We start from the raw sequence: 25,814 nt of genomic DNA on the forward strand, positions 1-25,814 counted from the left end.
CAGCGAAATAGGGGGTATCCCCGAAGGCCGCCCGGCTCGCCGGGACGGGGGCCATGTCTATTCCGCGCCCTCCCGGCACATCATGCCGAGGGCCCAGAGCCACCTCACGAGCTCGGCCGCGGTGGCCGCGTTGGCCTTCGCCGCGGGCATGCCGCGGGCGAGCATCTCCTCGCGCCGCCGCAGGAGCCGCTCGGACCCCTTCCTCCCGTGCATCCTTATCTCGAGGGGCACGCCCGTGTCCCTCGGCATGAGCTTCGGCTGGTGCCGTGCCGCGGCGTAGCACCATGAGCCCTCAACGGCCAGCTTCCTCACGAGCGCGTTGCCCGCGCCGCTGATGCCTCCGAGCCGCACGGAGCCGCCACTCGACCTCTGACTCGGCGCGAGGCCGAAGTAGGCCGTGACCTGCCTTCCGGAGCGGAACCTCGTGAAGTCGCCGACCTCGGCCGAGAAGGCCGCGGCCAGCGCGAAGGCGCAGCCCTTGATCTACTGGAGGGCGGCCACCTCCGCGGCGATCGGGCTGGCATCCACGGCGGCCCTGTACTCGGAGAGCAGGTCCGCCCGGGCCTCCGCCGCGGCCTCGACCTCGTTCCTCAGGGCGGCGAGCGTCCGAACCCCGCCATCGTCCTCCGGCCTGGCCTTGTCGAGCCACCTCAGGAAGTCGTAGGTCCAGTACTTCCTCGGGTTGCCGGCGGGCGTGGTGCCGCCGTAGACGAACCCCCGCTTTGCGAGGAAGGCGAGCAGCCGCTGCTTGGCGGTCGCCAGGCGCGCGGTCGCCCCGTCGTAGGCGCCGGCGAGGTCCCTGATGCCTTCGACCTCGGGGGAGGGGACCCATACGGGGGAGATGTCGTGGGCGAGTATCGCCTTGGCCATCCTGGCGGCGTCGTTCCTGTCGTTCTTGGAGGCCGAGTCGGCGGCCGACCTGGGGATCTTCGAGACCGCGGCGACGACGCACTCGACGCCGAGCCCGGCGAGCTCCCGCTGCGGGGCGAAGCCGAGGTAGCCGCTCTCGTAGGCCGCGAGCGACGGCCCGGGGAACCCATCCATCCACCCGGCGATCTCGCCCCAGGGGTTGCCGGGGAACCTCCTCGTCACGGCCTCGCCGGTGTCCGCGTCGAGGGCGCAGACGGTGGTCGACCTCAGGTGGACGTCCATCCCGAACGCGGTAGAATACTTTGGCATGGGAGCCTCCCAACCTCGTTGCGGCGCGGCTGCGCCTATGGCACTTCAACATCATTGTCGCAGCCCCGACCCGCGGTCACGAGCGGGGGCTCCTATCTTTTTAGTGCCCTCGGATTGGGTCATAGTGTCTGACTATCGTCAACCTATACTGTTTTATTTTTCTATGAATGGCGGTTCTGAAAATGCCTAAGCGTTCTGGCTTGTATACCGTTCCTTTTGAGTTTGATTTGCTTTCGTTTGGTGAGGCTGTGGGACTTGCTGCTGATACGGGGCGGATTTCTGGGGATGCTGGGCCTCTGCTTGAGACGGTTGTCGATATGCTTGATGAGTTGGGGCGTCCGGACGAGTACTTTGATTGCATTCAGGTTGCTGGTACCAATGGCAAGACTTCGACTACGCGTTTTTCGGCTGCCATTCTTCGTGGTGAGGGGCTCAAAACCGCGCTGTATACGTCGCCACAGCTTGTGCGCTATCCCGAGCGCATGGAGGTTGATGGGCGCGTGGTGAGCGATGAGGCGTTTGCCCGCGCCGTTTCTGCCGCTGTTGAGGCGGGGCGTCGAGTGAATGCCCGTCGTGTGGCGGCGGGGGAGCGTGCCTATTCCATCACGCCCTTTGACCTGCTGACGGCTGCCGCACTTGTAGTGTTTGCCGAGGCCGCGGTGGATGTTGCCGTGCTCGAGGTCGGCATGGGCGGGCGCTGGGACGCCACGAGTGCGACCGATCCTGTCGCCGTCGCCATTACGGGCATTGGGCTCGATCACACACGTATTTTGGGCGATACGCTCGAGGCCATTGCGGGGGAGAAGGCTGCGGTCATCAAGCCCGGACGTCTGGTTGTGCTGGGTGAGGGTACGCACGAGTCGAGCGTTCAGCGCGTAATGGATGCTCGCTGCCGCGCGTGCGGCATCGTGCCGCTCGTGGTGAACCATGCCACGACCAAGGTGCCGGAGCACGTGGGCGATACGGTTGAGTTTAGCTGCACCACGCCGCGTGCCATCTATACGTCGAGTATGGTTAAGCCGGCCTATCAGCCGCAGAATGCCGCGTGCGCGATTATGCTGTGCGAGGGGTACCTGGGTCGCGAGCTCGATCATGACAAGCTTGATGCGTCGCTTATGGGCTGCCCCACGCCGGGCCGATTTGATGTGCTGGGAACTGATCCGCTCAAGCTGATCGATGCCTGCCATAACCCTCAGAGCTGCGAGAACTTTGTGAGCGCGCTGGATGAGATCGATCCGTGCGTGGAGAATCGCCCCACGCTGCTATGCGCCGCGCTGGCAGACAAGGACGTAGCGGGCATCGTCGATGTGCTGATCCCGGCCTTCCCGCGCGTGGTCGTGACCCAGACCGATTCCGATCGCGCCCTGCCGGCAGAGGAACTTGCTGCCCTGGTGGACGCCAACAAGCTTGCCGGTGTGTACCCTAGCGTGCCCGAGGCTCTCGCGGCTTTTGACGCCGTGGGCGAGTCCTTCGTTGCCGCCGGTACCATCACTCTAGCCGGCGAAGTAGCCGGTCTGCTGCGCTAACCCATCCCCTCATCAGTTGCGGTGAAATACGGACTGTTTTACAAGCCAGAAGCCTTAAACAGTCCGTATATCACCGCAACTCAAAAGCAGCCAATTTGGGACGGGGCTTTTTTAGCTGCCCTGTGCCCCGAGTTGACTCGCTTGCCACGAAATGGGCCTATTTACTACGTTTGACCGGCAACCCTCGACCATACCGAGAATTGCGAAATCAAAACTGCAGGTAGAGGGCCTGCCATTTTTCAAAAAAGACCCGCATGGTCGACCCATGCGGGTTAAACGTAGTAGATAGCTCGTTTTCGTGGCGCGACTTAATCGCAATGTGACAAAGGGGCTGTCCCTTTGTCACATTGGCTAGTCTAGGCGGACGGGATCGTGGGGGTATGCGTTGAGAATCTCGACGCCGGACTCGGTAACTAGGGCCAAGTCCTCGATGCGGACGCCGGTGCGGCCGGGGAGGTAGATGCCCGGCTCGATAGAGAAGGTCATGCCCGGCTCGACAACCTGCTCGTTGACGAGTGAGACGTCGCCCGGCTCGTGGTCTTGCAGGCCGATCGAGTGACCCAGGCGATGCGTAAAGTACTGCCCATAGCCCGCATTCTCGATTACGTCGCGTGCGGCACGGTCCAGGTCGCACATACGCACGCCCGGCGCGATGAGCGCCTCGGCGGCCTCGTTGGCGCGGCGCACGATGTCGTAGATACGTGCCGTCTCTTCGTCCGGCTCGCCCCAAAAGAACGTGCGCGTCATGTCCGAGCAGTAGTTGCGATGGCGTCCGCCAATGTCGAACAGCACCACGTCGCCGCGCTTGAGTACGGTGTCGTCGGGCTCGTGGTGCGGGTCGCCGGCGTTGGCGCCAAAGCTCACGATGGGCGGAAAGCTGAATCCCTCGCAGCCGTGCTTGCGATACAGGCCGAGCATCAGATCGGCAATTTCGCGCTCCGACACATCCTCGTGGACAAGCTTGATCGCGTCGGCCATCACGGCGTCGTTGGCTGCTGAGGACACGCGCATGAGCTCCTGCTCGGCGGCATCCTTGTGGGTACGTGCGGCGGTGACGGTAAAGTCACCCAGGAAAAACTCGCTGGCGGCGTGGCGCTCCATGAGCGGCATCAAAAAGCCGGAGCGCATGACGGTATCGATGCCGAGCGGTTTGGTCGGATCTACCTCGCGAGCGATGGCGTCGGTCACGACGTCGGTATCGGTGTGGTAGGCGACGCGGGCATTGTCGTATTCCGGCAGCTGGTGTAGAGCGTTGACCAAAATCACGGGCTCGTTACCGCGCGCGAGCAGCACGCCGCAAAAACGCTCGAACATATCGGCATAAAAGCCGGTCAGGTAATAGATCGACCACGGGTCGTTTACGAGCAGCTGTGCACCGGGGTGCTGAGCCTCGAGCGCATCGAGCACGCTTGCCACACGCTGGTCATCGACATGTGCCATACATCGTCCTTTCGCTAGGTTGCCACCATGGTAGCCCAACCCCGGCACATGGGGACACTCCTTGGCCCTGGCATGGTTTATCCGGGGTGATTGGGCAAGAAAATAACCAAAAGAGCCCGTCCCAAATGAGTTGCTTTCGAAACTATGCCGGATTACGGGGCTGGATTGGCTTTGCTCGACCATGGATGAAATGGCAATAATAAAACCGCAGGTAGACGGCTTATCGAAATTAAGAATTTGCCGGTATGGATAGAGGTTCTCTATTTAGCCCCGTAATCCGGCGTAGTTTTTAAATGGCACTAATATGGCAGCAGCCTTAAATCTGATCCAAAAGAAAGCTGCGGTGGAATAGTTCCTGGATACTGGGGTTTTGGCGGAAATCAGGAACTATTTCACCGCAATTGAGGAGGGGCGGGGTGGATGGCGGGGTAGCTAAAAGAGCCACGTCCCAAATGAGCAGCTTAGGCTGGGTCGATGTTCATGCTGGCGATGAGGTCGATGCCCGTGTTGAGGAGATCTTCCAACACAACGTCGCCCATGCGGATGGGGGCATCGACGACCAAGCCGCGGATGAGGTCCATGGCTTGGGCGTGGAGTGCCAGCGGGATGGCTTCGGCCGTGCGCACGGGCAGCAGCGCCTCGTCGCCGCCGAATACGGCCACAGTTGTGGTGAGCACGCGCATGGGGCAGGTGAGTTCCTGGTGTGCGAACTTGTCGCCACGCGGGCAGCGGTTGCCAGTCACGGAGCGAGCCGCTGTCACGGAACCGTTGACATCGCGTTCCACCTCAACGGTCAGGAGGCATTCGGATGGGCAGGTGGTGCAGTTGAACTGCAATGTATTGGTCACATTCGTGCTCATGGCCTTACGCCTCCTCAACGGGATCGACGGAAAGGACAATCTCGCAACCACCCAGGTCGAGTGCGCGCTGAATTACCTTTGCCGGCAGCGGGAAGCTTTCCATGATGCTTGGCTTAAATGCACGAACCTTGCCGGCGAACAGTTCCTCGTCGCCTGACAGAATACGCACGCGGGCGGCGTCGACCGGCCGGCGTACGCGGAAGTTGAGCTTCGTGAGTGCCGCCGCCGTAATGCGTCCCGGTAGCGCGTACCCTGCAATGCCGGCGGGGGAGACCGTGAGCTCGCAGCGCTCGCTCGCAGCACTCGCCCCGGCGTTGCCGTCCAACGCCCACGCCGCCGCAGCCGCACCGGCACGCTCGGACTCGGTTGTTACGTTGTCGGCCAGGTCGTGCACGTGCAGCACGTTGCCGCAGGCAAAGATGCCCGGCACGCCCGTTTGCAGGCTCTGGTCAACCACGGCGCCGCGCGTGCGCGGGTCAAGTTCAACGCCCGCGCCCACCGAAAGCTCGTTCTCGGGAATCAAGCCCACCGAAAGCAGCAGCGTGTCGCACGGAACAATGCGCTCGGTTCCCGGAATGGGCGCCAGGTGCTCGTCGAACTGGCTCACCTCGACGGCTTCCACGCGGTCGTGCCCGATCACGCGCGTGACCGTGGTGGACAGGTGCAGCGGAATGCCAAAGTCGTCCAGGCAGTTCTTGACGTTGCGGCGCAGACCGTTGGCGTACGGCATGAGCTCGTACACGCCCTCGACCGAAATCCCCTCGAGCGTGCAGCGACGTGCCATGATCAGCCCGATGTCGCCGGAACCCAAAATGACGGCGCGCGAGCCGGGTTTGAGGTTCTCGATATTGATGTATCGCTGCGCCAAGCCGGCCGTAAACACGCCGGCGGGACGGCTACCGGGAATCTTGATCTCGCTGCGGGTGCGCTCGCGGCAACCCATGGCAAGGACGACCGCGCGCCCGGTGAGCTGCAGCATGCCGGCAGGGCTCATGAGCATGACGGTGTGGACCGCGGCTTCTTCCGTAGGCTCGCCCGAATCAATCCCAATCACCATGCTGTCCAGGAACAGCGCAATGTCGGTTGCGTGCACCTGGTCGATAAAGCGCTGCGCGTACTCGGGACCGGTGAGCTCCTGTTTAAAGTGCGACAGGCCAAAGCCAGGGTGGATGCACTGGCGGAGGATTCCGCCCAGGTGCTGCTCGCGCTCCACAATGGCCACGCGTGCCCCTGCCTTATGCGCGGCCAGCGCGGCCGCCATGCCGGCGGGTCCGCCGCCGATAACGACCACGTCGAAGGCTTGCGTTTGTACGGCTTCTATGACGCCGCAATCAATCGCGCTCGATTTGAATTCCGCCATCCTAACGCACCCCCTTCAGCGGTCCCTCGACCAACCAAGATCCGGCATCCTCCAACAGCACCTCGCTGGGGTCGCAGTCCAGCTCTCGGGCAAGAATCGCCACCACACGGCTCTGGCAAAAGCCGCTTTGGCACCGACCCATGCCGGCACGGCAGCGGCGCTTGACGCCCTCGACCGAAACCGCGCCCGGGCGGCGTCGGATCGCGGCCACGATCTCGGCCTCAGGCACCGTCTCGCATCGGCAGACAATCTGTCCCCACGCGGGATCGGACTCGATCAGCTCCTCTTTGCGCTCCAGCGGTGCGCGGTCAAAGTCGTCCGGCGCGCGGCGAATTGGGTTCCAGTCCGCCCGCTCGTGCAGCTCTACGCCCGCCTCACGCATCACAAGCTCCATGTGCTCGGCAATGGCAGGCGCGCTTGCCACACCCGGCGACTGAATGCCCGCCGCCTGGAAAAGCCCCGGCACCACGGCCGACTGTCCAATAAAGAAGTCGTTCGTTCCCTGAATGACCGGACGCCCGCCGGCAAATGCGCGCACCACGCGGCGCGTATCCAGATCGGGCACCAGCTTGCGCGCGCCGGTCAGCAGCGCGTTCACATCGCTCGCATAGGTCTGCGTGTCGCCCGGCTCGCGCACGGCGGCCGTGGCGGTGATCACGGTGTTGCCGTGTACGGTACCCGTGACGATAACGCCCTTCGATATCGGCGTCGGCACGGGGTAGAGCGGCATGAGCGTGCGCGGCTCCTTGTCCAGCACCACGATGTTTCCCTGGCGCCAGACCATCTGGAACTCCTCGGCGCCCGCCATATGCGAGATGTCGGCGGCGCCGTTGCCCGCGGCGTTGATCAGGTAGCGGCAGCGCACGTTGCCAGCGGGGGTCGCCAGCGTAAAGCGCGCGTCGTCGCTCGAGCCTGCGACTTCAATCGCCTCTACCGGAGCGGACCGCATAAACTTCACCCCGTTGGCCACGGCGTTCTCCAGCGCGGCGATGGCAACCTCAAACGGGTCGACAAACCCAGTCGAGGGGCACCACAACGCGCACGTTGCATCGGCACTGGCGCGCGACTCTAATTCGCGGATGCGGTCGGGTCCGACGATCGCCAGCTCGGGTACGCCGTTGGCCAGGCCATTCTGGCGCAGCTGCTCCAGATGCGCGCTGTCCTCGTCGTTAAAGCCCAATACCATCGACCCGGTGCGGCAGAACAGAAAGCCCAGCTCCTGCGACCACGTACCGTACAACTCGCAGCCACGGGCGTTGACCTGCGCCTTTACGGTGCCCGGCGCCGGATCGTAGCCGGCGTGCACCAAGCCGCCGTTGGCCTTCGACGCGCCCAGCGCGATGTCGTTGGCCGCCTCGACGACGCAAATGGACAGGTCAAACCGCGCGAGCTGCCGCGCGATGGCGCATCCGGTGATGCCCGCGCCGACAATCGCGATATCAAACGTTTCCGTCACAGTGCCTCCCAGATGAGTTGACAGGCTGTCAATAAGACTATCCTACGGTCTACACACCCCCAGCGCGGCGGCAATGCGGCGAACAGCCCCGCAACACCCGCCGACGGCAGGCGAGGGGAAGCTCGGTAACGTCGACGTTTTTGTCTGCTGACCCCGGTGCCGGAGGTTTGTCTCGATCTGTAACAGTAAGAAGGTTTTTGAGGTCCAAGATGTTACAGATTGAGATTGAAGCCGGGGAGAGATTCTTCTGTCTCGATCTGTAACATCTGGGGACTGTTTTGGGGTCTAGTTGTGGCAGTACTGACCAGTAAGAACGACAAAATCGAACACACTGCTTACCTGCGAGTTTAAGTACGGCAACAACGGCACAAGCGCGTAAAAACGGGTTAGCACATGCACTTGGGATAATTTGGGGATACGAAAGCCACACGGACGTGCACCCCAAATATCCGTGTTTATTAACACAAAGATCACCATGCCGCCCGGGGTCGTGATGTCGTCGGGCAGCTCGTAGCTCCTCTCAGTCATTCCTCTTCCTCCATCCCTATGCGGCCTCGTCCGTGTTCCAGCCCATCAGGTCGTTGGGCAGACAACCAAGAACCTGCGAGATAGCCAAGAGCTTGTCGGCTCCAGGAATGTAATCGCCACTCTCGTACTTCGCGAAAGTGCTGACGTTCATTCCGACTTTGGAAGCGACCTCAGCCTGAGAAAGGTCAGCTCGGGCGCGTGCGGCGCGGATATCCCCGCCAGCTCCTTACTGAAGTCCATTCGTTCCTCCTTAGAGACGTTTTTCTGTCTGTCGAATTTCAATATGAATAGTTTTATGCCCCTGTTAATCAAATGAGCAACATTTTTTTGTGTAAAGACATTTTTTGTTTACTATTCACTTAACGTAAAGAAAGGAGTGAGGATGAACCTTCGTCTAAGAGAGCGCCGAGAAGCCCAGGGGCTAAACCAAAAGGAGCTAGCACAAAAAGTCGGCAAGTCATTCCGAACTATTCAGTCTTGGGAGCGCGAGGAGAGCTATCCGAATGCAGAGCTCGTGGGTGCGCTCTGCGAAGTATTCAACACCGACCCCAACGACCTGCTCGGATGGTACGAGGAGCATCCCGAGGGCAAGCCGACGGCGCCGGCAGGCGCGGAGGGCGAGCTGATCACCTGCTACCGGCAGAGCACCGAGAAGAGGCGCTCGAAGATCTTGGAGACGGCACGCGACCAGGCCGAGCTGTCCCAAGCTCAGGCTGCAGCGCCTGAAGGCGAAGGGCTGGAAGCGGATCAAGTAAGGTCCGCGTAGGCATTCAACGGAAAGGAAGATATATGGAAGACCCTATCCAGGCCGAGATCGTCCTGTACCAGTCCGAGGGGACAAACGTGCCGGTGCAGGTGCGCTACATGAACGAAACGCTTTGGATGCCCCAGAAGGAAATCGCCGAGCTGTTCGACAAGGACAAGTCGACCATCTCGCGCCACATGAAGAACATCTTCGAAGAGGGTGAGCTTGCCCGAGACGCAGTTGTTGCAAAAATTGCAACAACTGCCTCAGATGGCAAGACATATATGGTCGACTTCTACGCGCTCGATGCCATCATTGCCGTCGGATACCGCGTGAACTCGCTGCGCGCGACCCGTTTCCGCCAGTGGGCCACGGCGACCCTCAAGGAGTACATCACCAAGGGTTTCGTCCTCAACGACGACATGCTCAAGAACGGCCGGCCCTTCGGCAAGGACTACTTCGACGAGCTGCTCGCCCGCATCCGCGACATCCGCGCGAGCGAGCGGCGCGTGTGGCTCAAGATCACCGACATATTCCAGGAGTGCAGCTTCGACTACGACAAGGACTCGACCATGGCCAAGAACTTCTACGCCGCGGTCCAGAACAAGATGCACTACGCCGTCACCGGGCACACCGCGGCCGAGATCGTCCAGGGGCGCTCCGACCCCTCCAAGCCCAACATGGGACTCACGTCGTGGAAGGGAGGCCCCGAGGGCCGCATTCACTCCTCGGACGTCACCGTGGCCAAGAACTACCTGTCCGAGGACGAGATCAGGCAGCTGAACCGCCTCGTCACGATGCTGCTCGACACGCTCGAGGACAGGGCCGAGCGGCACGTCCTTACGAGCATGGAGGACTGCGAGCGCCTGCTCGACGGCTTCCTGACATTCAGCGGGCGCGAGGTGCTCAAGGGCCTCGGCAACCGCAACAAGAAGACGGCGGACAAGATCGCCAAGGAGCGCTTCCATGAGTTCCAGAAGCTCCAGGACAAGGCCTACGAGAACGACTTCGAGCGCATGACGAAGCGTCTGAACGGCAAGGCGTGACGGGCACAAGGGCCCATCAAAACGCCAGTTGTTCCCCATTTTCGTGGGGTCGCGAAAATGGGCGACGGCTTGACCGCGCCGACGGCAAACGGTAATTTGGACAGCGGTATTGACGCAGGGACCCCACGGGGCCAGCGTCCAAAGGAAAGGCGGCTGTCCCCGAGGACAGTCGCCTTTCTTCGTCTATGAGCATCCCAACGAGAGGACAGAATTATCCACCGAGGTGATTCGGATATGGAGACATGTGATGGAGCGTAAAACAATAACCTTCAAATTCGAGGGCGACCTGGAAGGGGTCTCAGTCGGCACGTTCACCGCGGCGCTCCTCGGCTACTCGAGGGCCGTACAGGCTTCGGCAAGAGAACTTGATCCGAATGCGGTCATCGACGTCGAGATAACCGCAACTCGCCCCGGCTGCCTGGAAGCCATTCTCCAGGCGGTCGTAAAAGACCTGCCAGGCATACTTGGGACGCTGAGCCAAACGAGCGATCAGCTCGAGCCGGTGCTGAGTGCCTTCAAGGGCTATCTCGAGCTCCGCCGGTTCCTCGGCAAGAACGGAGCACCGAAAAGCGTCGAGCGCGTTGGCGACGGCATCTCGGTAACCGCTGGCAACAACTCAGTCATCAATATCACGCAGAACGTCTATAAGGTCAGTGGCTCCAATGAGGTCGACTCCGCTGTCTCGTCAATGTTCGGCGCGCTCGCGGACAACGAGAAGATCGGCGGCCTATCGATAAGCGGAGACGGTGTCGACGGCTTCGAATCTTCACGAGACGACTTCGAAGACATCAGGACGGCGCCCAAGTGCGAGACGGAGCAGGAGCGCGACGTCATCATGAAGGGTCAGCACCTCAACGTCGCGAAACCCGTGCTCGAGTACAGCGACAAGCGCAAATGGGAACTCTACTGGAACGGCCAGAAGCTCTCGGCGAACATGGGGGACTTCGACTTCCTCGGCCAGCTCGCGAGGCGTGAACGCACGTTCGGCATCGGGGACGACATGATTGCGGACCTGTTGCTCCGTCAACGACGGAACGAGATCGGAGCATGGGAGAACAAGTCCGTGAGGATAACCAAGGTCCATGACCTCAGACCCGCTCCAGAAGACCAGAAGCTTCTATAGCAAACTGCGCTAGAGCCCAACCAAGCCGTCAAAGCGCTTTTGACGACTCCAGACATAAAGAAACCCCACCGCGCACGGCTGGAACCTTGGCGCGTTGGGGTGATAGCAAGGATGCCGGAGTAACACGGAGATAGCTCCGGGCAACCTTGGGACATTATATGACACGCAAGCAGAGGCGCCGCGCGTGGGGCTCAATCACCGAGGCCAAGCGTGGCAAGAAATACATCCTCCGATGGCAGGAGAACACGTCGCGCGGACGCAAACGTAAGACCATGACGGTATACGGCACCTATCGCGAGGCATGCGCCGAACTCGACCGCATCCACGTCGAGCGTGCCGATGACAAGCCGGTGCCGACCATCGCCCAGGCATACGGCACATGGCTCGAGCCGACCATGGCGGCACAGGTCGCGGCGGGCACGCTCGCGCCGAACACCCGCAGCCTCGTCACAAGGTCGTGGCCGAACTATGTCGGCCCCGCTGGGGCTCGATGCCGGTCGACCAGCTGCGCCCCGTGCACCTGCAGTAATGACTCCTGACTCTCCCCGCAGCAACGGCAGACACTGCGCTACTCACCCTGCGCAAGATTTACGGAACCGTGTCGGGCTTTGTCGTGCTGCCCATCGACCCATTTGCCGCAACTGTGAAATACACCATGCCCACCCGCAAGACGCGCGAGCGCTCCAAGCGCCTGTATACGCTTGCCGAGGTAAGGGACATTCTGGGACGCCTGCGCGGAACCTCGCTCGAGGCGCCGTTCATCATAGCGTGCTTTGGCTCATACCGGTCGGGTGAGCCGCTGGGCATCTGCACCGACGAGTTTCTGCCGTTTGCGATGGAATCCACAACGCTCGCAACGGTCGACCTCGTGCGCGAGACGGAGCAAGCAGGCATCGAGCCCACGGCGGACGGCGTACTCAAGACGCGGAAGTCCATACGCACAGTCGTGGTGCTGCCGGATGCCGCCGGGCGCCTGCTCGAAATTGCAGACGAGCGCCGCGCGGCAGGCTCCGAGTGGCTAGCAGATCGCGGGGACGGACTGCCCATGAACCGAGGGATGTGCGATCATAGATGGAAGAAGTGGTGCGCAGCCGAGGGTATCGAACACATCCCGTGGTCGAACCTTCGCAACTCGTGGCGAACCATCTGCGAGATGGAGCTGCACATGCCCTGGGACCTCATGGAAATGCTCATGGGACACTCCCCGCCGGGCGTGTCGGGGCGACATTATATTCGTCCCTCCCGTGAGCAGGTGGCGCGTTCCGTTTGCGACGCACTTGGGATAAATTGGGATATTTCCCAACAAACCAGCAGGTAAAACGGGCGCGGTTAATAGTGGCAGATTTAGATGAACCAATCAGTCGATTTCGAATGTCTAAATCTGTAACAGTTAGACCTGTTTATGCTGAGTCTCTGTTACAGATTGAGACATTCTTCCTGGACGTTATCCTTTGTCTCAATCAGTAACAGTTAGCTGATGATTTGGGTTGTAGATGTTACAGATCAAGACAAACCTTCCGGCGGATTTTGAATGTCACGATCTGTAACAGTAAGAGTGGTTTGGGGGTCCAAGATGTTACAGATTGAGACATTTGCCATGTGGGTCCTCCGTTCGTCTCGATCCATAACATCTAGACCCGGATTCCGCTCCCACCTGTTACAGATTGAGATGTTTGTGTCCGCATCAGCCCCGCCCCTAGCCGTGGTCCCATATAAACAAACCCCGTGGTAAACTTGACCAGACTGTTAATATTCCGAAAGGTACCCGTAATGTCCAAGTACATCTCCGAGCTCATGTCGCCGCAGCTTATGGGCGTCGTCTATGCCTTCGTCGGCTTTCTCATCGCCCTGTATGTGCTGTCGGTCGTCTATGTGTTTATCGACGCTCGCCGCCGCGGCGCCAGCGCCTACGTGGCATGGGGCATCATCGCCCTCATCCCGTTTGTAGGCCTCATTGCCTACCTGGTCCTGCGCCCGCACTCCTACGCGTCCGACCGCGAAGAGCAGGAGCTGGACATGGCTCTGCGCGAGCGCCAGCTTGCCCAGTATGGCACCTGCCCGCAGTGCGGCGCGCCCATCGAGAAGGACTTCGTCGTCTGCCCGGTGTGCGATACCCAGGTTCGCAATGTCTGCCCCAGCTGCCATCGCCCGCTCGATGCGCACTGGAAAGTTTGCCCCTACTGCCGAACTCGCATCCAGTAACGCATCCATCGCCGGGCCGGCCGCAAGCCACGGGCACGCCGCAAGCCACGCGCGCCCCACACCCCACCCCACACGATGAAGCATGCGTAGAAAATCGCCCGCCGTGCCATTAAGGTGCGGCGGGCGCTTGTATACCAAGGCAACCTGCCTATAATGATGCAAGTCAAAAACGCCGAGCGCATCGCACGCACTTGCATCAGGCATCCGAGAGGAGAAAACATACCCATGAAGGCACTCTACAATGACGGTTCGGTGGCCGAGCTCCCGCAGGACGAGGTCACGCACGTCATCCGCCACTCCGCCGCGCACATCATGGCGCAGGCCATCAAGCGCCTCTATCCCGAGGCCGACTTTGCCTACGGCCCCGCGACCGACAACGGCTTCTACTACGACGTCGACCTGCCCGAGGGCGTTAAGATCAGCGAGGACGACTTCCCCGCGATCGAGGCCGAGATGAAGAAGATCGTCAAGGAGAACCTCAAGTTCACCGTGTACGAGAAGCCCCGCGCCGAGGCCATCGCCCTTATGGAGGAGCGCGGCGAGAAGTACAAGGTCGAGCACATCGGCGACCTGGACGACGACGCTCGCATCACCTTCTACCAGCAGGGCGACTACATCGACATGTGCGTCGGCCCCCACATCTGCTACACCAAGGCTCTGAAGGCCTTTAAGCTCACCGGCGTCTCTGGCGCTTACTGGAAGGGCGACAAGGACAACAAGATGCTCACCCGCATCAACGGCGTCGCCTTTGCCACCAAGGAAGAGCTCGACGAGCACATGCACATGCTGGAGGAGGCCAAGAAGCGCGACCACCGCAAGATCGGCCGCGAGATGGACCTCTTTATGATGCGCGACGAGGCCCCCGGCTTCCCGTTCTTCCTGCCCAACGGCATGATCCTTAAGAACACGCTGCTGGACTACTGGCGCGAGATCCACCACAAGGCCGGCTACGTGGAGATCTCCACGCCGCTCATCATGAACAAGCAGCTGTGGAAGACCTCGGGCCACTGGGACCACTACAAGGACAACATGTACTCTACCGTCATCGACGACGAAGAGTACTGCATTAAGCCCATGAACTGCCCGGGCGGCGTGCTGGTGTACGCCTCCAAGCCGCACTCCTACCGCGAGCTGCCCATTCGCGCCGGCGAGATTGGCCTGGTGCACCGCCACGAGCTGCGCGGCGCCCTGCACGGCTTGTTCCGCGTGCGTTGCTTTAACCAGGACGACGCCCACCTGTTTGTGCGCCCCGACCAGCTGACCGACGAGATCGTGGGCGTGGTCAACCTCATCGACTCCGTGTACCAAAAGTTTGGCTTTAAGTATCACGTTGAGCTTTCCACCCGCCCCGAGGACTCCATGGGTTCGGACGAGGACTGGGCTCGCGCCGAGGAGGGCCTGCGCACCGCTCTGGAGAAGCTGGGCATGGATTACGAGGTCAACGAGGGCGACGGTGCCTTCTACGGCCCCAAGATCGACTTCCACCTGGAGGACTCGCTCGGTCGTACCTGGCAGTGCGGCACCGTCCAGCTCGACTTCCAGATGCCGCTCAACTTTGACCTGGAGTACGTGGACGCCGACGGCACCAAGAAGCGCCCCATCATGCTGCATCGCGTGTGCTTCGGCTCCATCGAGCGCTTCATCGGTATTCTGATTGAGCACTTTGCGGGCAAGTTCCCCACCTGGCTGGCTCCCGTGCAGGTCAAGGCGCTTCCGGTCTCCGAGAAGAGCCGCGACTACGCCCACGAGGTGTGCGCCAAGCTGGAGGAGGCCGGCATCCGTGTGGTCTGCGACGATCGCGACGAGAAGATCGGTTACAAGATCCGCGAGGCCCGCAGCATCGACCGCGTGCCCTACATGCTCATCCTGGGCGAGAAGGAGGTCGAGGCCGGCAACATCTCCGTTCGCGATCGTTCCAACGAGACCGTTCAGATGAGCGTTGACGAGTTTGTGGCCAAGGTGACCGAGGAGATCAAGACTCGCGCCTAGCACAAACAATACAAGAATTAACAAAGGCGATCGTCCTCGCGGGCGGTCGCCTTTTTTGTTGTCTATAGAAGAAAAGCCGCTGGTTGGAGCGGCTTTTTTTTTGTTGTGCAAAAAGGTACAGGTTTTTGTATCTTTCGACACAGGACATTATACGAGTAAACTGCTCGCGTTTTCCCAGATTGCACAAAATGCGCCGCGAATGGGTGCATCTCCATACGCCTCTACAAAAACCTGTACTTTTGCGACTGCGCCTAGCTGCGAGCGAGAAGCCTGTTCTCAATGCCCTGCATCCGCGTGTGTCGCGGAGACAAGAAAAGGGGGCGAGAGATGGAACAGACGATGCGGCGCCAAGAGCAGCTGCCCGGCGCCTTTAGTGGCGCTACTACCAACAGCCAGCATGGCCGCGTCCGCTGGTATCTGGTCCATACCCCCAACGGTAAAGAGCGCGAGATCTGCGAAAAGGTCCGCCGTCTTATCCCGCACGAGCTGATGCAGGACGCTTTTGTGATGCAAAAGGAGTTCTGGTTTAAGCGGGACGGCGCTTGGTCGCTCCAAACCAAACCCATGTACAAGGAATACTTCTTCGTCGCCACGCGCGATGCCGCCCTGCTCGACAAGGCTTTGGCCCAGTTGAGCTTTGGCTGCCGCATTGCCGGCAGTAGGGAGCGGGCCTATGCGCCCATGCCGGACGACGCGCAGGACTGGTACCGCAGCATGCTCGACGACGACGGCGTGGTGCGCAACAGCGTAGCGCGCATAGAAGACGGCGTACTGCATATAGAGCAAGGGCCCTTGGTGGGGCAAGAGGCCCGTGTTAAGAAGATCGACCGTCATAAGCGCTGGTGCCTGGTGGACGTGGGCGATGGCGGCTCCGCTTTTAGGGAGCTGCTTCCGTTAGACGTGCCCAGCAAAACGTAAGGGAGACGTTGCGCCAGCAGTTAATTCAAATTCTGAGTTCATAGATGGGGGGGGTTCCTGGGGACAGGAACGTATGTTTTATTGTGGCTGAAAAAGAAGTAACAGAGAGCTGTGTATCCGTGGGGGACGCACTGGCTATTAAAGAGATTAAACCGAGCGGTACGCTTGGCTACCGCTTTATTAAGAGGCTGTTTGACCTTGTATTCAGTCTTTTGATGAGCGTACTGCTGCTTATCCCTATCGCCATTGTGTGTGCGCTCATCAGCCTTGAATCGCCTGGCAGTCCTATGTATACGCAGGAACGAGTTGGCATGCGCGGAAAGACTATCAAGATCCTTAAGCTCCGCAGCATGGTCGCCGATGCGGGTGACGTGCAGAGATATCTGAGTCCTGAGCAGCTGCATCAGTGGGAAGTCGAACGCAAGGTCGACGATGACCCCCGCATTACCAAAGTCGGACGGTTCATCCGTAAGTGCTCAATTGACGAGATGCCGCAGTTTCTCAACGTGCTGAACGGCGATCTTTCCGTCATTGGGCCGCGCCCCATTACACGGGATGAGCTCGAGCAGCATTTTACTGATGAAGAAAAGGCGGAGCTGCTCTCTGTCCAGCCTGGCATTACGGGCCTGTGGCAGGCGACTGATCGTAATGCTGCGACGTTCGAGAGCGGTCTGCGCCAGAAGATTGAGCTTCGCTATGTGCAGAACCGTTGCTTCCGTATGGACTGGAAGTGCTTCGCAGGCACCTTTGGCGCCATGTTTGGCAAGAAGAGGACAGGGCGATAAATGGTCAATCCTATTCGTGTCGCACAGATAGTTGGAAAAATGAACGGCGGTGGCGTTGAAGCTGTCGTCATGAATTACTACCGCCACATCGATCGCAGCAAAGTGCAGTTTGACTTTCTTGTTGATGCCGATTCGACGCTTGTTCCGTGCGAAGAAATTGAATCGCTCGGTGGCAGGGTCTTTGAGATTCCGCCCTATCAGCATGTCGCTGAATACCAGCGAGAACTTCAACGTCTCTTTAAGCAAGAGGGCTGGAAGATTGTCCACAGTCATCTCAACGCGCTTTCGGTCTTTCCGCTTCGTGCTGCAAAGCGGGCCGGTGTTCCCGTGCGCATTGCGCACAGTCACTCTACGAGTGGAAAAGGCGAGTATGCCAAGAATGCCCTGAAGGCCGTGTTGAAAACGCAATCGAATCGGTATCCAACACATCGATTTGCATGCAGCAAGTTTGCTGGTGAATGGCTATTCGGTGATGCTGCAGAGTTCGAGGTCGTATACAACGCAATAGATTTAGACGGCTTCCGCTTCAATGTGGAGGCTCGTGCGCAAGCGCGAGCCGACCTGGGCCTCGTCGGCAACCAGTTTGCCATTGGACATGTGGGGCGCTTTACTGCCCAGAAGAACCATGCGTTTTTGATTGACGTTTTTGCTGAGGTCGCAAAGCGCCGCGACGATGCTGTCCTGCTGCTTGTCGGTACCGGCGAAGCCGGGGCCTCCGTAAAGGCCTTGGTGGACGAACGCGGTCTTACTGATCGCGTTAAGTTTCTGGGGCAGAGAAGCGATGTCAATCGCTTGTACCAGGCGTTTGATGCGTTCGTTCTGCCAAGCCTTTACGAAGGCCTGTGCCTCGTCGGCGTCGAGGCACAGGTGTCTGGCCTGCCGTGCCTGCTGAGTGATGCGATTACGCGCGAAGTAGACGTAACGGGTGAGTGCAAATTCTTATCGATTGAAAACCCCGACGTTTGGGCTGATGAAATTGATTCGCTCTCGCCGTGCTCGTATGAGGGTCGATTGTCTGTCTCAAGTGGGCAATTTGCCGATTACAACATTGAGTTGCAAGGCAAGCGACTCACTCGTAAATACCTAGATCTCTACTCAAGGAATTAGATGGCAAACAGTAACTTGGTATCGGTGATTGTGCCGGTATATAACGTTAAGTCTTATCTGCGGGAGTGCTTTGATAGCATTTGCCGTCAAAGCTATCGTAACATCGAGATTATTCTTGTCGATGACGGCTCGACTGATGGTTCTGGCGAGCTTTGTGATGTTCTTGCTGCAAGCGACGACCGTACCACCGTTTTGCATAAGGAAAATGGCGGTCTTTCCGACGCTCGTAATGCAGGGCTGCGTATTGCTCAGGGCGACTGGATTTCCTTCGTTGATAGCGACGACTACATTTCTCCTGTTTTTATCGAGGTTCTTTTTAACGCCTGCCGCGATACGGGATGTCAGATATCTGCTGTTCCATTTGGCAAGCCGTTCAATGATGGTGATGCTTGCCCTTTGGTGGAGTCTCTTGACCCCGTGGCGCCTGCGAAGGCACTGCCTTCGCCCGATGTCCAGCGTCTGATGTTATATCAGACGCTGGACACCGGTGCCCAGTGGCGCCTTTACGCAAAGGCGCCACTGGGCATTGACCCGTTCCCTAAGGGGCTGTATTACGAGGATCTCGCTAGCGTCTATAAGATTATTCACAAGGTTGATTCCGTTGCCGTTGTCGATTGCCGTGAGTTGTATGCATATCGCATGAGAAGTAACAGCATTATCAGGCAAGAATATCGACACATTAAAGGCGAGTCTGCATTGATAATTGCCGATCGGCTCTACCAGGATATTTGTAATTGGTATCCGGACCTAAGTAAAGCCGCCGCTTCGCGCTGCTTTTCTGTTTGTAGGATGGTTTACGCACAGATTCCGATGGCTGGGGTCTCTGAAAGCGACCTTAAAGACCGCGATGACCTTTGGAATAACTTATCTACATTTCGTTTGCCTGTTCTGAAGGATTTCGAAGCTAGAAAAAGAGAACGCTTGGCAGCATTTTTTGCCTGCTGCGGAAGAAGAATTTTTTCCGTATTTTGTTCTGCCTGTCGCTTATCTGGATTAATGCAATAACTAACTTGAAAGTAGCTTAAACAATGTTAGTTCTATCATTAATGACGTTATATTTTCTTTTGCTGCTTGCAATCTCTCAAGAGCTATCAAAAAGTGATTGGATGAATCCAGCATCAATTTGTAACGCCTCTTTCTTTATTTGCTCACTCGCTGAATTGTATAACTGCCTTGTCTTCGGTACTGAAGTCTCCCTCCATGGAGGATTACTTATTTGCTTCTTTGTTACCGTCTTTGATGTCGCATCGCTATTTTTCTTGCTTTTTTTTAGACAGATGAAAGTGCAGCGAAGCAAACTTAATGCTAGTGTTGAATCGACGACTCTTGTAAGGATTCAAGTTCCGACATCTCTTGTTCTATTGGCTGTTGTCCTTGGGGTCGTTACTGCCGTTTTGTTTTTGAAAGATGTTCGATCAGCTGTTTCGGGTCCTGTTGCTGGGGACTGGAATTCTTTAATGAATTCTTACCGAACTGCATCTGCTTATAGCGGCGATGATCCTTCAGTCGGGCTTTCGTCTTTATCCAATATATGCTTTAAATTGCTTACCATTTTTTCGTTTGTATATCTAATTATTGGTTTTAACAATATTATTTGCGATGGATTTAGCATCAAAGATGCTCTCATGCTTCTCCCCGCTGCGTTTTATGCAATTTGTCAATTATTGAATGGCGTAAGGCTAGGTGCCATTGTTTTTGTCTGTTCATGCGTTTGCTGCATATGGATTTTACTATCGATTAACAGTGGGTGGACGATAAGAATAACCCTTGGGAAGTTTATCAAAATTGTATTCGCTCTTGTTTTTGCCTGTTTCTTATTTTGGGTTGCCTCTTGGTTTGTTGGACGAGAAGTTACTCTTGGACCATTGGATTATATTTGCAGCTACATTGGCTATTCATTTGTTTTATTTGATAAATTTCTTCAAAATCCTGGTGTTGCAAGCAAGTACTTTGGCTCGGAGACTTTCGTAGCACTATATTCTTCTTTTGGACGAAATTTTGGCTTTACTAATTTAGTTTCATCCGGTAACCATGAGTTTCGTTCTTGGGGTTCAATCGATCTCGGTAATGTATACACGGTATTTCGATTGTGGTATCACGATTTCGGTTTTGGCGGTACTGCGCTATTTAGCCTCTTAACTGGTCTTTTTTATTCAAACCTCTATGAGCATGCTCGCATGCTTCATGGTGGGTCCCCGCTGTCTATTTCGATGATTTCGTATACCTATCTTTCTTCGGGCATATTCTCCATGCCGCTTGTTGGAAAGCTCACCTCATCTCTCTTTACTCCAACGACTTGGTTTTTAGCCATCTCGTCTCTGTTCCTAAGTGAGTGGATAAAAAGATATCAGAAACGACAACCCCCTATGAATTAGTCCATTATCTAGAAAAGGTATCAGAATGAAAAAAGTTTCAATTATTACTCGTCATAACGTTCTCAACTACGGGTCTGTCCTCCAGGCTTATGCTACGCAAGAAGTTGTTAAAAACTTGGGGTACGATCCTGTTGTTGTTGACTATCGGAGATGCGCTGAGACCCTTGATTCTCTTGTGAAGCGTTATTCAGAAGGTAGGTCTCTGCCTCATCGCATCTATAGGAACACGGTTTGGCGTTTGCTGTACAGTGCAGGTGAGAAGCGTTTTAAGAGCATGAGAGAGCAGTATCTGACTCTTTCTCCGCATTGTGATGAAACAAGTATCGACGCCTTGCTGCCTAACACAGATATCTATTTGACTGGCAGCGATCAGGTCTGGAACGAACTTGGCGATGGCTCTCTAGATCCGGTATTCTTTTGGGACGGGCTTTCTAAGGTCGAGGGAAAGAAGGTCGTATCCTACGCCGCTAGTTTTGGACGTGGTGGCGTTGTAAAGGGGTATGAGTCGCAAATTGGTAACTGGCTCAAGCGCTACGATGCCATTTCCGTCCGCGAGGATTCAGGTAAGGATATCGTTGAGAGCTACGGTCTCAAAGCTGAGCAGGTTTTGGATCCGACCCTGCTTCTCAATCGCTCCGAGTGGAACAAGATTGCCAGTAAAAAGGCTCCCGTTGAAAAGCCCTACGCCCTCGTCTATAACCTCCATCCTGATTCAGATATGCTGCAGTACGTTAAAGATAAGACCGCTGGCTCCAATCTTGAGATTGTAAGTGTTTGCCCTACGTTTAGGAGAAGGGTAGGAAAACAGGTCGTTCTTCCGCCCCTGGAGGATTTCCTTGCGCTGTTTAGGGATGCATCTTGCGTATACACGGATTCATTCCACGGCACTGCTTTTTGTATCAATCTCGGCACCCCATTTGTTGAGATCTTTCCAAAGGCTAATGCCGCGCGAAATAAATCTGTTCTTAGACTCTTTGGCCTAGAGAATAGGGCCTGGGACACGTTCCAAGGCAATGCTTGGGACGACGATATCGATTGGCAGCATGTTGGCGAGGTTCTTGATGGGGAGCGCAACCGCAGCCTCTCCTGGCTTGATCGCGCGTTGAAGGAATAGATGAATGCAAAGTATCTGCGAAGACAAAATGTGTGCGGGCTGCATGGCATGTGTCGATGCCTGTCCTAAAGATGCAATCGCTGTTCTTGAAAGGCTCGAGTACTATACCCCCAGTATCGATCAAAGCAAATGCATTGATTGCGGTAGGTGCACAGCTGTATGTCAACAATGCAATCCGCCTCAAGGCTCTAAACCTAGTAAATGGTTGCAAGGATGGGATTCTAACTCGGAGAGCAGGGGAACCTCCTCATCGGGCGGCTTGGCGGCCGCGATTATCCGAGGGTTTATTTCTGCCGAAGGAGTAGTTTGCTCTTGCTGTTTCCGGGACGGTCAGTTTGGGTTTGAGTTTTCTAGCTCGATTGCGGATGCCGTTAAATATAAAGGATCTAAGTACGTTAAAAGCAATCCAATTGGCTCTTACGCTCGTATAAAAAAATTGCTGGTTGAGGGTAAAGAAGTCTTATTTGTAGGATTGCCTTGCCAGGTGGCCTCTCTTAAAAACTTTGTCGGCAACAAGCTTCTTTCGAATTTATATACGGTTGATTTGATTTGCCACGGTACTCCTTCGCCTGCGATTCTCCGTCAATTCCTGAGTGAGAATGGGATTGACATGAATCAGCTTGAGTCGATTGAGTTTCGTTCTAAAGGCAGCTTTCAGCTAAGGGAGAACGAGCGAACGATTGATTTGCCCGGTGTTTTGGATGGGTATACAGTAGCTTTCTTGGCGGGGCTGGACTATACGGAAAACTGTTATCACTGCAGGTATGCAAGCATTGAAAGAGTTTCTGATGTTACATTAGGCGATTCCTGGGGGACGAATCTTACCGAAGAAATGCGTCGGGGTGTCTCCCTGGTTTTAATCCAGAATCAAAAAGGACAGCGACTGATAGACCTTGCTGGTGCTGAGTTAATGACGGTTGATATCGAGACCGCCATTAAGAATAACGGTCAGTTGAGGAGTCCCTCCGAGAAGCCATCTGCGCGAGCGCGATTCTTCGAGGACCTTTCATGCGGTAGATCAATTACCGATGCGGTAAGAAGGTCTTTGCCCAAAAGGTATTTCAAACAATCGCTTAAACGTTTGCTAATTCGCATTGGTTTGCTCAAGCGCGGGGGGGGGTACGGAATTAAGGTCTCATTAGCACCTGATTCCAACCCCTTGCATTACATTAAAGGAAGCATTCAATGAAGATTCTTCTAATTGGTGAGGTCACAGGCAATACTGGACCTTCAAATGTACACAAGTCATTAGTGGAATATTGGCCTTCTTGCGATTCGATACGGCCGCTATATTCAAAAAGTAAAATCTCCAAGTTATATGAGGCTATTTCTGAGGGTCTTAAGAGCGATGTGATTGTCTCTTGCGGCGCTGGTTGGACGGATATCATTGCGCATCGGGTGCTTTCTGCCTTTGGTAAACCTGTCATTTGCTTTAATCATGGGTACGTCCCTTTTGAGAATGAGATCAACGGTCTCGGATATAGCGATAGAACTGTCAAGGCAATCATTAAGCATTTGCGTACTGCGGATTTGATCGTTGCGAATTCTTTCCTCCAGGAGAACTTTGTTAAGAAACAGCTGCCTGAATGCTCCGATAAGGTTAAGCACGTTTGCCTTGGGGTCAAAAGGTTTAAACAATGCGGCTTCGAAGGCCAACGTGAAAATATCGTTGCTGTTAGCGGGGGCACCCGTCCAATTAAGGCCAACGAAATAGTCGCGAAGGCCGTCTCGATTCTCAGAGATCGTGGTGTCGATTGCTCTTTAAGGGTGTACGGGCGACGGTACTCCGATAACTCTTCCTTAGATAATCTCATGACCTCGGCTGACGGTGAATATAGGGGCCAAGTTGCCTCCGATCAGTTTGTGAACGAGCTTCGAGAGTGCTCGGTATTCGTTATGAATTCTAGGCATGAGTCCTTTGGTCTCTCTGCCCTTGATGCGATTGAGGCCGGATGTTCGCTCCTTCTTTCGACTAACTGCGGAATTGCCGAAGTGATGTCGATTCAGGGATCCGATGTCGTGAAAAACTGCGAGGACCCGATCGAGGTTGCCGATAAGATCGAGGGATTGCTTCGAGCTCCTAACTCCAAGCGGCTGTTTGATTCCATCGATTTTGATGAATGTAGCTGGACCAAAACGGCCGAGACGCTACGAAATTACTGTGCGGAGGTATAAGGGTAAATGGCCGAAAGCAAGAAAGTGACCGTCTCCAAAAGAGATGTGATTTGGAATTATGTCGGCACGATCGCGTCTATGGGCAGTAACTTTTTGCTCTTGCCGCTACTCCTATCTTTTTTATCGAGTGCTCAAATCGGTCTCTGGTACGTGTTCGTAGCCATTTCGGGTTTTGCGCAGCTGCTTGAATTCGGTTTTACTTCTACCTTGTCCCGCAACATTCTTTATTGCCTGAGCGGGGCAAAGAAACTGACCAAACAAGGCTGCGACTATTCTTCTGTTGATGGAGAAGTTGACTGGCACTTGATGCGCGTCGTTCTTGATACGTCTAAAACGATATACGCTGTCTTGGGTCTCATCGCGTTATTTGTTGCGGCAACGTTGGGAACTTTTTACGTTTCTTATGTCACCGATTCTTTTTTAATTGAGGGTTCGTTGCCTGCATGGATTGTGTTTGTCGTTTCCATTTTCACTAACTTGTATTTTCTTTACTGTCTCACGTTTCTCCGTGGGCTTGGAGACGTTGCCGGTGAGAACAGGGCTAAAACGCTTGCCAGGATTGGGCAGCTTGCTATTACGGCGGTCCTTCTGTTTTGTGGCTTGAGCCTTCTCGCTGCCGCACTCGGCTTCTTGGCCTACAGCACTTTGCTGAGGTTATTTGCGATTAGGACATTTCGGAGCCATCATGACGTCGAAGAGGGGATTAAATCCGATGCCGCAGCTGTTGCTAAGGACGAAATGCTTGACGTTCTAAAGACGGTTTCGTTTGTGGCGTGGCGTGATGGTGTCGTATCTCTAGCCTGGTATGGCGCCACGCAGGCAACATCGCTGCTTTGCTCGGCTTTCCTAGGGCTTGAACAAACTGGTACGTATTCCGTCATGTTGCAGTTCGCGACGGCGATCCACCAGATTTCAAGCGCCTATTTACGTTCATGCTTTCCCACCTTCCAGTCTGCCTATGTCAGGGATGACAAGCAGACTCAGAAGGCGGTGGTCGAACGCGGAATTTCCTGCTATGTATGCATGTATATTGTCGCTACAGTTCTTGTAACGGCATGCCTGCCGATACTCACGCTTTTCAAGCATGATTTCATTTGCGATCCAGTTTTGTTCCTGGGTATTGCCCTCTATTACTTCCTGCTTAATCAGCACTCTCTGTTTTGCAACATTATTGTTAGCATGAACGAGATTCCGTACTTCAAAGCGTATTTGGTATCAACTGCTGCTGGAATCTGCGTAAGTTGCGTTTTATGTGGCTCCTTTAGCTGGGGAGCCTGGGGTCTTGTAGTTGGCCAGGCAATTCCACAGCTCTGCTACAACAATTGGCATTGGCCACAATATGTTTTAAAACGTACCGGGCTTGGATATGTGCAGGCTATACACAGCGGTCTTGATTGGTGGAAAAATAGAATGGTTGGGCAAAGAGCCTAATTGAAGCATGTGCCTTTGCATGGTGACACGTAATTTCTTTCGCAAACTGACATCCGCATGGCGAACACGGCCCGCGCCCCGTCATATGATTTCTAGCGGCTAAACAACAAATCATTGACGAAGGGATACGGGTCGTGTCTGCGAACATCGTATAAGTCGACGAGGAGTCGCTGCGCAAGGACATATAGAATCTGGTGAGAAAGACCGTCGAGGAGACGCCCAGCGCGCTGGTAGACGAAAATGTGTCTGATTTTGTCGGGGCCGGCCGGTTAGGTGCTGGGGCTTTGAAAGCCCCAGCACCTTTTGCTTTATGGAACGGCCATGACTATGTGACGTTGCCGCTTGTACTCTTTGCCGTGGGCAAACAAAGGTTATGATCGCGTCGAAAATGTTGGTGTAAGGGTGACGCTCTAGCGCCCGTTTAACGAAGAACGGCCTTCGTCCTAGAATCTGAA

25 protein-coding genes are annotated in these 25,814 nt (G+C 56.1%); 17 read left to right on the plus strand and 8 right to left on the minus strand.

Translation table 11 applies throughout. From position 1 onward, the window contains the following. Positions 1–57: 57 nt before the first annotated feature. The gene (locus GPK42_RS04260) at positions 58–483 is read right to left on the minus strand and encodes a transposase (RefSeq protein WP_215693792.1); all 426 of its coding nucleotides are present in this window, start codon (positions 481–483) and stop codon (positions 58–60) included. Beyond that, positions 484–1,179, minus strand: a complete 696-nt coding sequence (locus tag GPK42_RS04265) for an IS110 family transposase (RefSeq protein WP_215693749.1) — start codon at positions 1,177–1,179, stop codon at positions 484–486. A gap of 182 nt (positions 1,180–1,361) precedes the next feature. Here GPK42_RS04265 and GPK42_RS04270 point away from each other — a divergent pair, with 182 nt between their 5' ends. Beyond that, complete coding sequence (locus GPK42_RS04270; protein ID WP_215693751.1) at positions 1,362–2,705, plus strand: bifunctional folylpolyglutamate synthase/dihydrofolate synthase; 1,344 nt, start codon at positions 1,362–1,364, stop codon at positions 2,703–2,705. Between the two features lie 351 nt (positions 2,706–3,056). Here the strand turns inward: GPK42_RS04270 and GPK42_RS04275 are convergent, their stop codons facing one another. The 6 genes from GPK42_RS04275 to GPK42_RS04300 all read right to left on the minus strand — a co-directional run bounded on the left by GPK42_RS04275 (position 3,057) and on the right by GPK42_RS04300 (position 8,560). Beyond that, positions 3,057–4,145 (minus strand): M24 family metallopeptidase, encoded by a 1,089-nt coding sequence (locus tag GPK42_RS04275; RefSeq protein WP_215693753.1) that lies wholly within the window; start codon positions 4,143–4,145, stop codon positions 3,057–3,059. Positions 4,146–4,606: 461 nt separating this feature from the next. Further along, on the minus strand, positions 4,607–5,005 hold the full coding sequence (locus GPK42_RS04280; protein WP_215693755.1) for a DUF1667 domain-containing protein: 399 nt from the start codon (positions 5,003–5,005) through the stop codon (positions 4,607–4,609). A gap of 4 nt (positions 5,006–5,009) precedes the next feature. After that, on the minus strand, positions 5,010–6,365 hold the full coding sequence (locus GPK42_RS04285) for an NAD(P)/FAD-dependent oxidoreductase (RefSeq protein WP_252200091.1): 1,356 nt from the start codon (positions 6,363–6,365) through the stop codon (positions 5,010–5,012). 1 nt (position 6,366) lies between these two features. Then, positions 6,367–7,821, minus strand: coding sequence for an FAD-dependent oxidoreductase (locus tag GPK42_RS04290; protein WP_215693757.1), 1,455 nt, complete (start codon positions 7,819–7,821; stop codon positions 6,367–6,369). Between the two features lie 285 nt (positions 7,822–8,106). Continuing rightward, positions 8,107–8,349, minus strand: a complete 243-nt coding sequence (locus tag GPK42_RS04295; RefSeq protein ID WP_215693759.1) for a hypothetical protein — start codon at positions 8,347–8,349, stop codon at positions 8,107–8,109. Positions 8,350–8,365: 16 nt separating this feature from the next. Then, positions 8,366–8,560, minus strand: coding sequence for a helix-turn-helix transcriptional regulator (locus GPK42_RS04300; RefSeq protein ID WP_215693796.1), 195 nt, complete (start codon positions 8,558–8,560; stop codon positions 8,366–8,368). Between the two features lie 171 nt (positions 8,561–8,731). Between GPK42_RS04300 and GPK42_RS04305 the strand changes: the two genes are divergently transcribed. The 16 genes from GPK42_RS04305 (at position 8,732) to wzx (ending at position 25,359) form a co-directional block, all read left to right on the plus strand. Then, positions 8,732–9,115 (plus strand): helix-turn-helix transcriptional regulator, encoded by a 384-nt coding sequence (locus GPK42_RS04305; RefSeq protein ID WP_022095173.1) that lies wholly within the window; start codon positions 8,732–8,734, stop codon positions 9,113–9,115. A gap of 23 nt (positions 9,116–9,138) precedes the next feature. Continuing rightward, positions 9,139–10,140: a virulence RhuM family protein gene (locus GPK42_RS04310; RefSeq protein ID WP_055309555.1), complete on the plus strand. Its 1,002-nt coding sequence runs from the start codon at positions 9,139–9,141 to the stop codon at positions 10,138–10,140. Positions 10,141–10,387: 247 nt separating this feature from the next. Further along, positions 10,388–11,263, plus strand: a complete 876-nt coding sequence (locus GPK42_RS04315; RefSeq protein WP_055309554.1) for an LAPAL motif-containing putative phage structural protein — start codon at positions 10,388–10,390, stop codon at positions 11,261–11,263. A gap of 158 nt (positions 11,264–11,421) precedes the next feature. Continuing rightward, positions 11,422–11,802: a hypothetical protein gene (locus GPK42_RS04320; protein ID WP_215693761.1), complete on the plus strand. Its 381-nt coding sequence runs from the start codon at positions 11,422–11,424 to the stop codon at positions 11,800–11,802. A gap of 59 nt (positions 11,803–11,861) precedes the next feature. Further along, on the plus strand, positions 11,862–12,581 hold the full coding sequence (locus tag GPK42_RS04325; protein WP_215693763.1) for a site-specific integrase: 720 nt from the start codon (positions 11,862–11,864) through the stop codon (positions 12,579–12,581). Between the two features lie 452 nt (positions 12,582–13,033). Beyond that, positions 13,034–13,465, plus strand: a complete 432-nt coding sequence (locus GPK42_RS04330; RefSeq protein ID WP_215693765.1) for a double zinc ribbon domain-containing protein — start codon at positions 13,034–13,036, stop codon at positions 13,463–13,465. A 225-nt stretch (positions 13,466–13,690) separates the two neighbouring features. Then, on the plus strand, positions 13,691–15,454 hold the full coding sequence (gene thrS, locus GPK42_RS04335) for a threonine--tRNA ligase (RefSeq protein ID WP_215693767.1): 1,764 nt from the start codon (positions 13,691–13,693) through the stop codon (positions 15,452–15,454). Between the two features lie 327 nt (positions 15,455–15,781). Next, the gene (locus GPK42_RS04340) at positions 15,782–16,372 is read left to right on the plus strand and encodes a hypothetical protein (RefSeq protein ID WP_215693769.1); all 591 of its coding nucleotides are present in this window, start codon (positions 15,782–15,784) and stop codon (positions 16,370–16,372) included. A gap of 119 nt (positions 16,373–16,491) precedes the next feature. Beyond that, entirely contained in the window at positions 16,492–17,157 is a 666-nt protein-coding gene (locus tag GPK42_RS04345; protein WP_215693771.1) for a sugar transferase, read from the plus strand. Next, entirely contained in the window at positions 17,158–18,264 is a 1,107-nt protein-coding gene (locus GPK42_RS04350) for a glycosyltransferase family 1 protein (protein WP_215693773.1), read from the plus strand. It begins immediately after the preceding gene. Beyond that, complete coding sequence (locus tag GPK42_RS04355) at positions 18,265–19,269, plus strand: glycosyltransferase family 2 protein (protein WP_215693775.1); 1,005 nt, start codon at positions 18,265–18,267, stop codon at positions 19,267–19,269. Positions 19,270–19,370: 101 nt separating this feature from the next. Continuing rightward, positions 19,371–20,639: an O-antigen polymerase gene (locus GPK42_RS04360; protein WP_215693777.1), complete on the plus strand. Its 1,269-nt coding sequence runs from the start codon at positions 19,371–19,373 to the stop codon at positions 20,637–20,639. A 25-nt stretch (positions 20,640–20,664) separates the two neighbouring features. Continuing rightward, entirely contained in the window at positions 20,665–21,753 is a 1,089-nt protein-coding gene (locus GPK42_RS04365; RefSeq protein WP_195520810.1) for a polysaccharide pyruvyl transferase family protein, read from the plus strand. A gap of 4 nt (positions 21,754–21,757) precedes the next feature. After that, on the plus strand, positions 21,758–22,942 hold the full coding sequence (locus tag GPK42_RS04370; protein ID WP_215693779.1) for a Coenzyme F420 hydrogenase/dehydrogenase, beta subunit C-terminal domain: 1,185 nt from the start codon (positions 21,758–21,760) through the stop codon (positions 22,940–22,942). Then, complete coding sequence (locus GPK42_RS04375) at positions 22,939–23,928, plus strand: glycosyltransferase family 4 protein (protein WP_215693782.1); 990 nt, start codon at positions 22,939–22,941, stop codon at positions 23,926–23,928. Before GPK42_RS04370 ends, GPK42_RS04375 begins: the two co-directional genes overlap by 4 nt. A 6-nt stretch (positions 23,929–23,934) precedes the next feature. After that, complete coding sequence (gene wzx, locus GPK42_RS04380) at positions 23,935–25,359, plus strand: O-unit flippase-like protein (protein ID WP_215693784.1); 1,425 nt, start codon at positions 23,935–23,937, stop codon at positions 25,357–25,359. Positions 25,360–25,814 lie beyond the last annotated feature (455 nt).

Source organism: Collinsella aerofaciens (genome assembly GCF_018785265.1).
In the GTDB taxonomy this organism is placed as follows: Bacteria; Actinomycetota; Coriobacteriia; order Coriobacteriales; family Coriobacteriaceae; genus Collinsella; species Collinsella aerofaciens_AI.

Bases quoted from the DNA above. Each gene is read 5' to 3' on its own strand.
- GPK42_RS04265 (WP_215693749.1), bottom strand. From the start codon at position 1,179: ATGCCAAAGTATTCTACCGCGTTCGGGATGGACGTCCACCTGAGGTCG.
- GPK42_RS04270 (WP_215693751.1), top strand. From the start codon at position 1,362: ATGCCTAAGCGTTCTGGCTTGTATACCGTTCCTTTTGAGTTTGATTTG.
- GPK42_RS04275 (WP_215693753.1), bottom strand. From the start codon at position 4,145: ATGGCACATGTCGATGACCAGCGTGTGGCAAGCGTGCTCGATGCGCTC.
- GPK42_RS04280 (WP_215693755.1), bottom strand. From the start codon at position 5,005: ATGAGCACGAATGTGACCAATACATTGCAGTTCAACTGCACCACCTGC.
- GPK42_RS04285 (WP_252200091.1), bottom strand. From the start codon at position 6,365: ATGGCGGAATTCAAATCGAGCGCGATTGATTGCGGCGTCATAGAAGCC.
- GPK42_RS04295 (WP_215693759.1), bottom strand. From the start codon at position 8,349: ATGACTGAGAGGAGCTACGAGCTGCCCGACGACATCACGACCCCGGGC.
- GPK42_RS04305 (WP_022095173.1), top strand. From the start codon at position 8,732: ATGAACCTTCGTCTAAGAGAGCGCCGAGAAGCCCAGGGGCTAAACCAA.
- GPK42_RS04310 (WP_055309555.1), top strand. From the start codon at position 9,139: ATGGAAGACCCTATCCAGGCCGAGATCGTCCTGTACCAGTCCGAGGGG.
- GPK42_RS04315 (WP_055309554.1), top strand. From the start codon at position 10,388: ATGGAGCGTAAAACAATAACCTTCAAATTCGAGGGCGACCTGGAAGGG.
- GPK42_RS04320 (WP_215693761.1), top strand. From the start codon at position 11,422: ATGACACGCAAGCAGAGGCGCCGCGCGTGGGGCTCAATCACCGAGGCC.
- GPK42_RS04330 (WP_215693765.1), top strand. From the start codon at position 13,034: ATGTCCAAGTACATCTCCGAGCTCATGTCGCCGCAGCTTATGGGCGTC.
- thrS (WP_215693767.1), top strand. From the start codon at position 13,691: ATGAAGGCACTCTACAATGACGGTTCGGTGGCCGAGCTCCCGCAGGAC.
- GPK42_RS04340 (WP_215693769.1), top strand. From the start codon at position 15,782: ATGGAACAGACGATGCGGCGCCAAGAGCAGCTGCCCGGCGCCTTTAGT.
- GPK42_RS04350 (WP_215693773.1), top strand. From the start codon at position 17,158: ATGGTCAATCCTATTCGTGTCGCACAGATAGTTGGAAAAATGAACGGC.
- GPK42_RS04355 (WP_215693775.1), top strand. From the start codon at position 18,265: ATGGCAAACAGTAACTTGGTATCGGTGATTGTGCCGGTATATAACGTT.
- GPK42_RS04360 (WP_215693777.1), top strand. From the start codon at position 19,371: ATGAATCCAGCATCAATTTGTAACGCCTCTTTCTTTATTTGCTCACTC.
- GPK42_RS04365 (WP_195520810.1), top strand. From the start codon at position 20,665: ATGAAAAAAGTTTCAATTATTACTCGTCATAACGTTCTCAACTACGGG.
- GPK42_RS04370 (WP_215693779.1), top strand. From the start codon at position 21,758: ATGCAAAGTATCTGCGAAGACAAAATGTGTGCGGGCTGCATGGCATGT.
- GPK42_RS04375 (WP_215693782.1), top strand. From the start codon at position 22,939: ATGAAGATTCTTCTAATTGGTGAGGTCACAGGCAATACTGGACCTTCA.
- wzx (WP_215693784.1), top strand. From the start codon at position 23,935: ATGGCCGAAAGCAAGAAAGTGACCGTCTCCAAAAGAGATGTGATTTGG.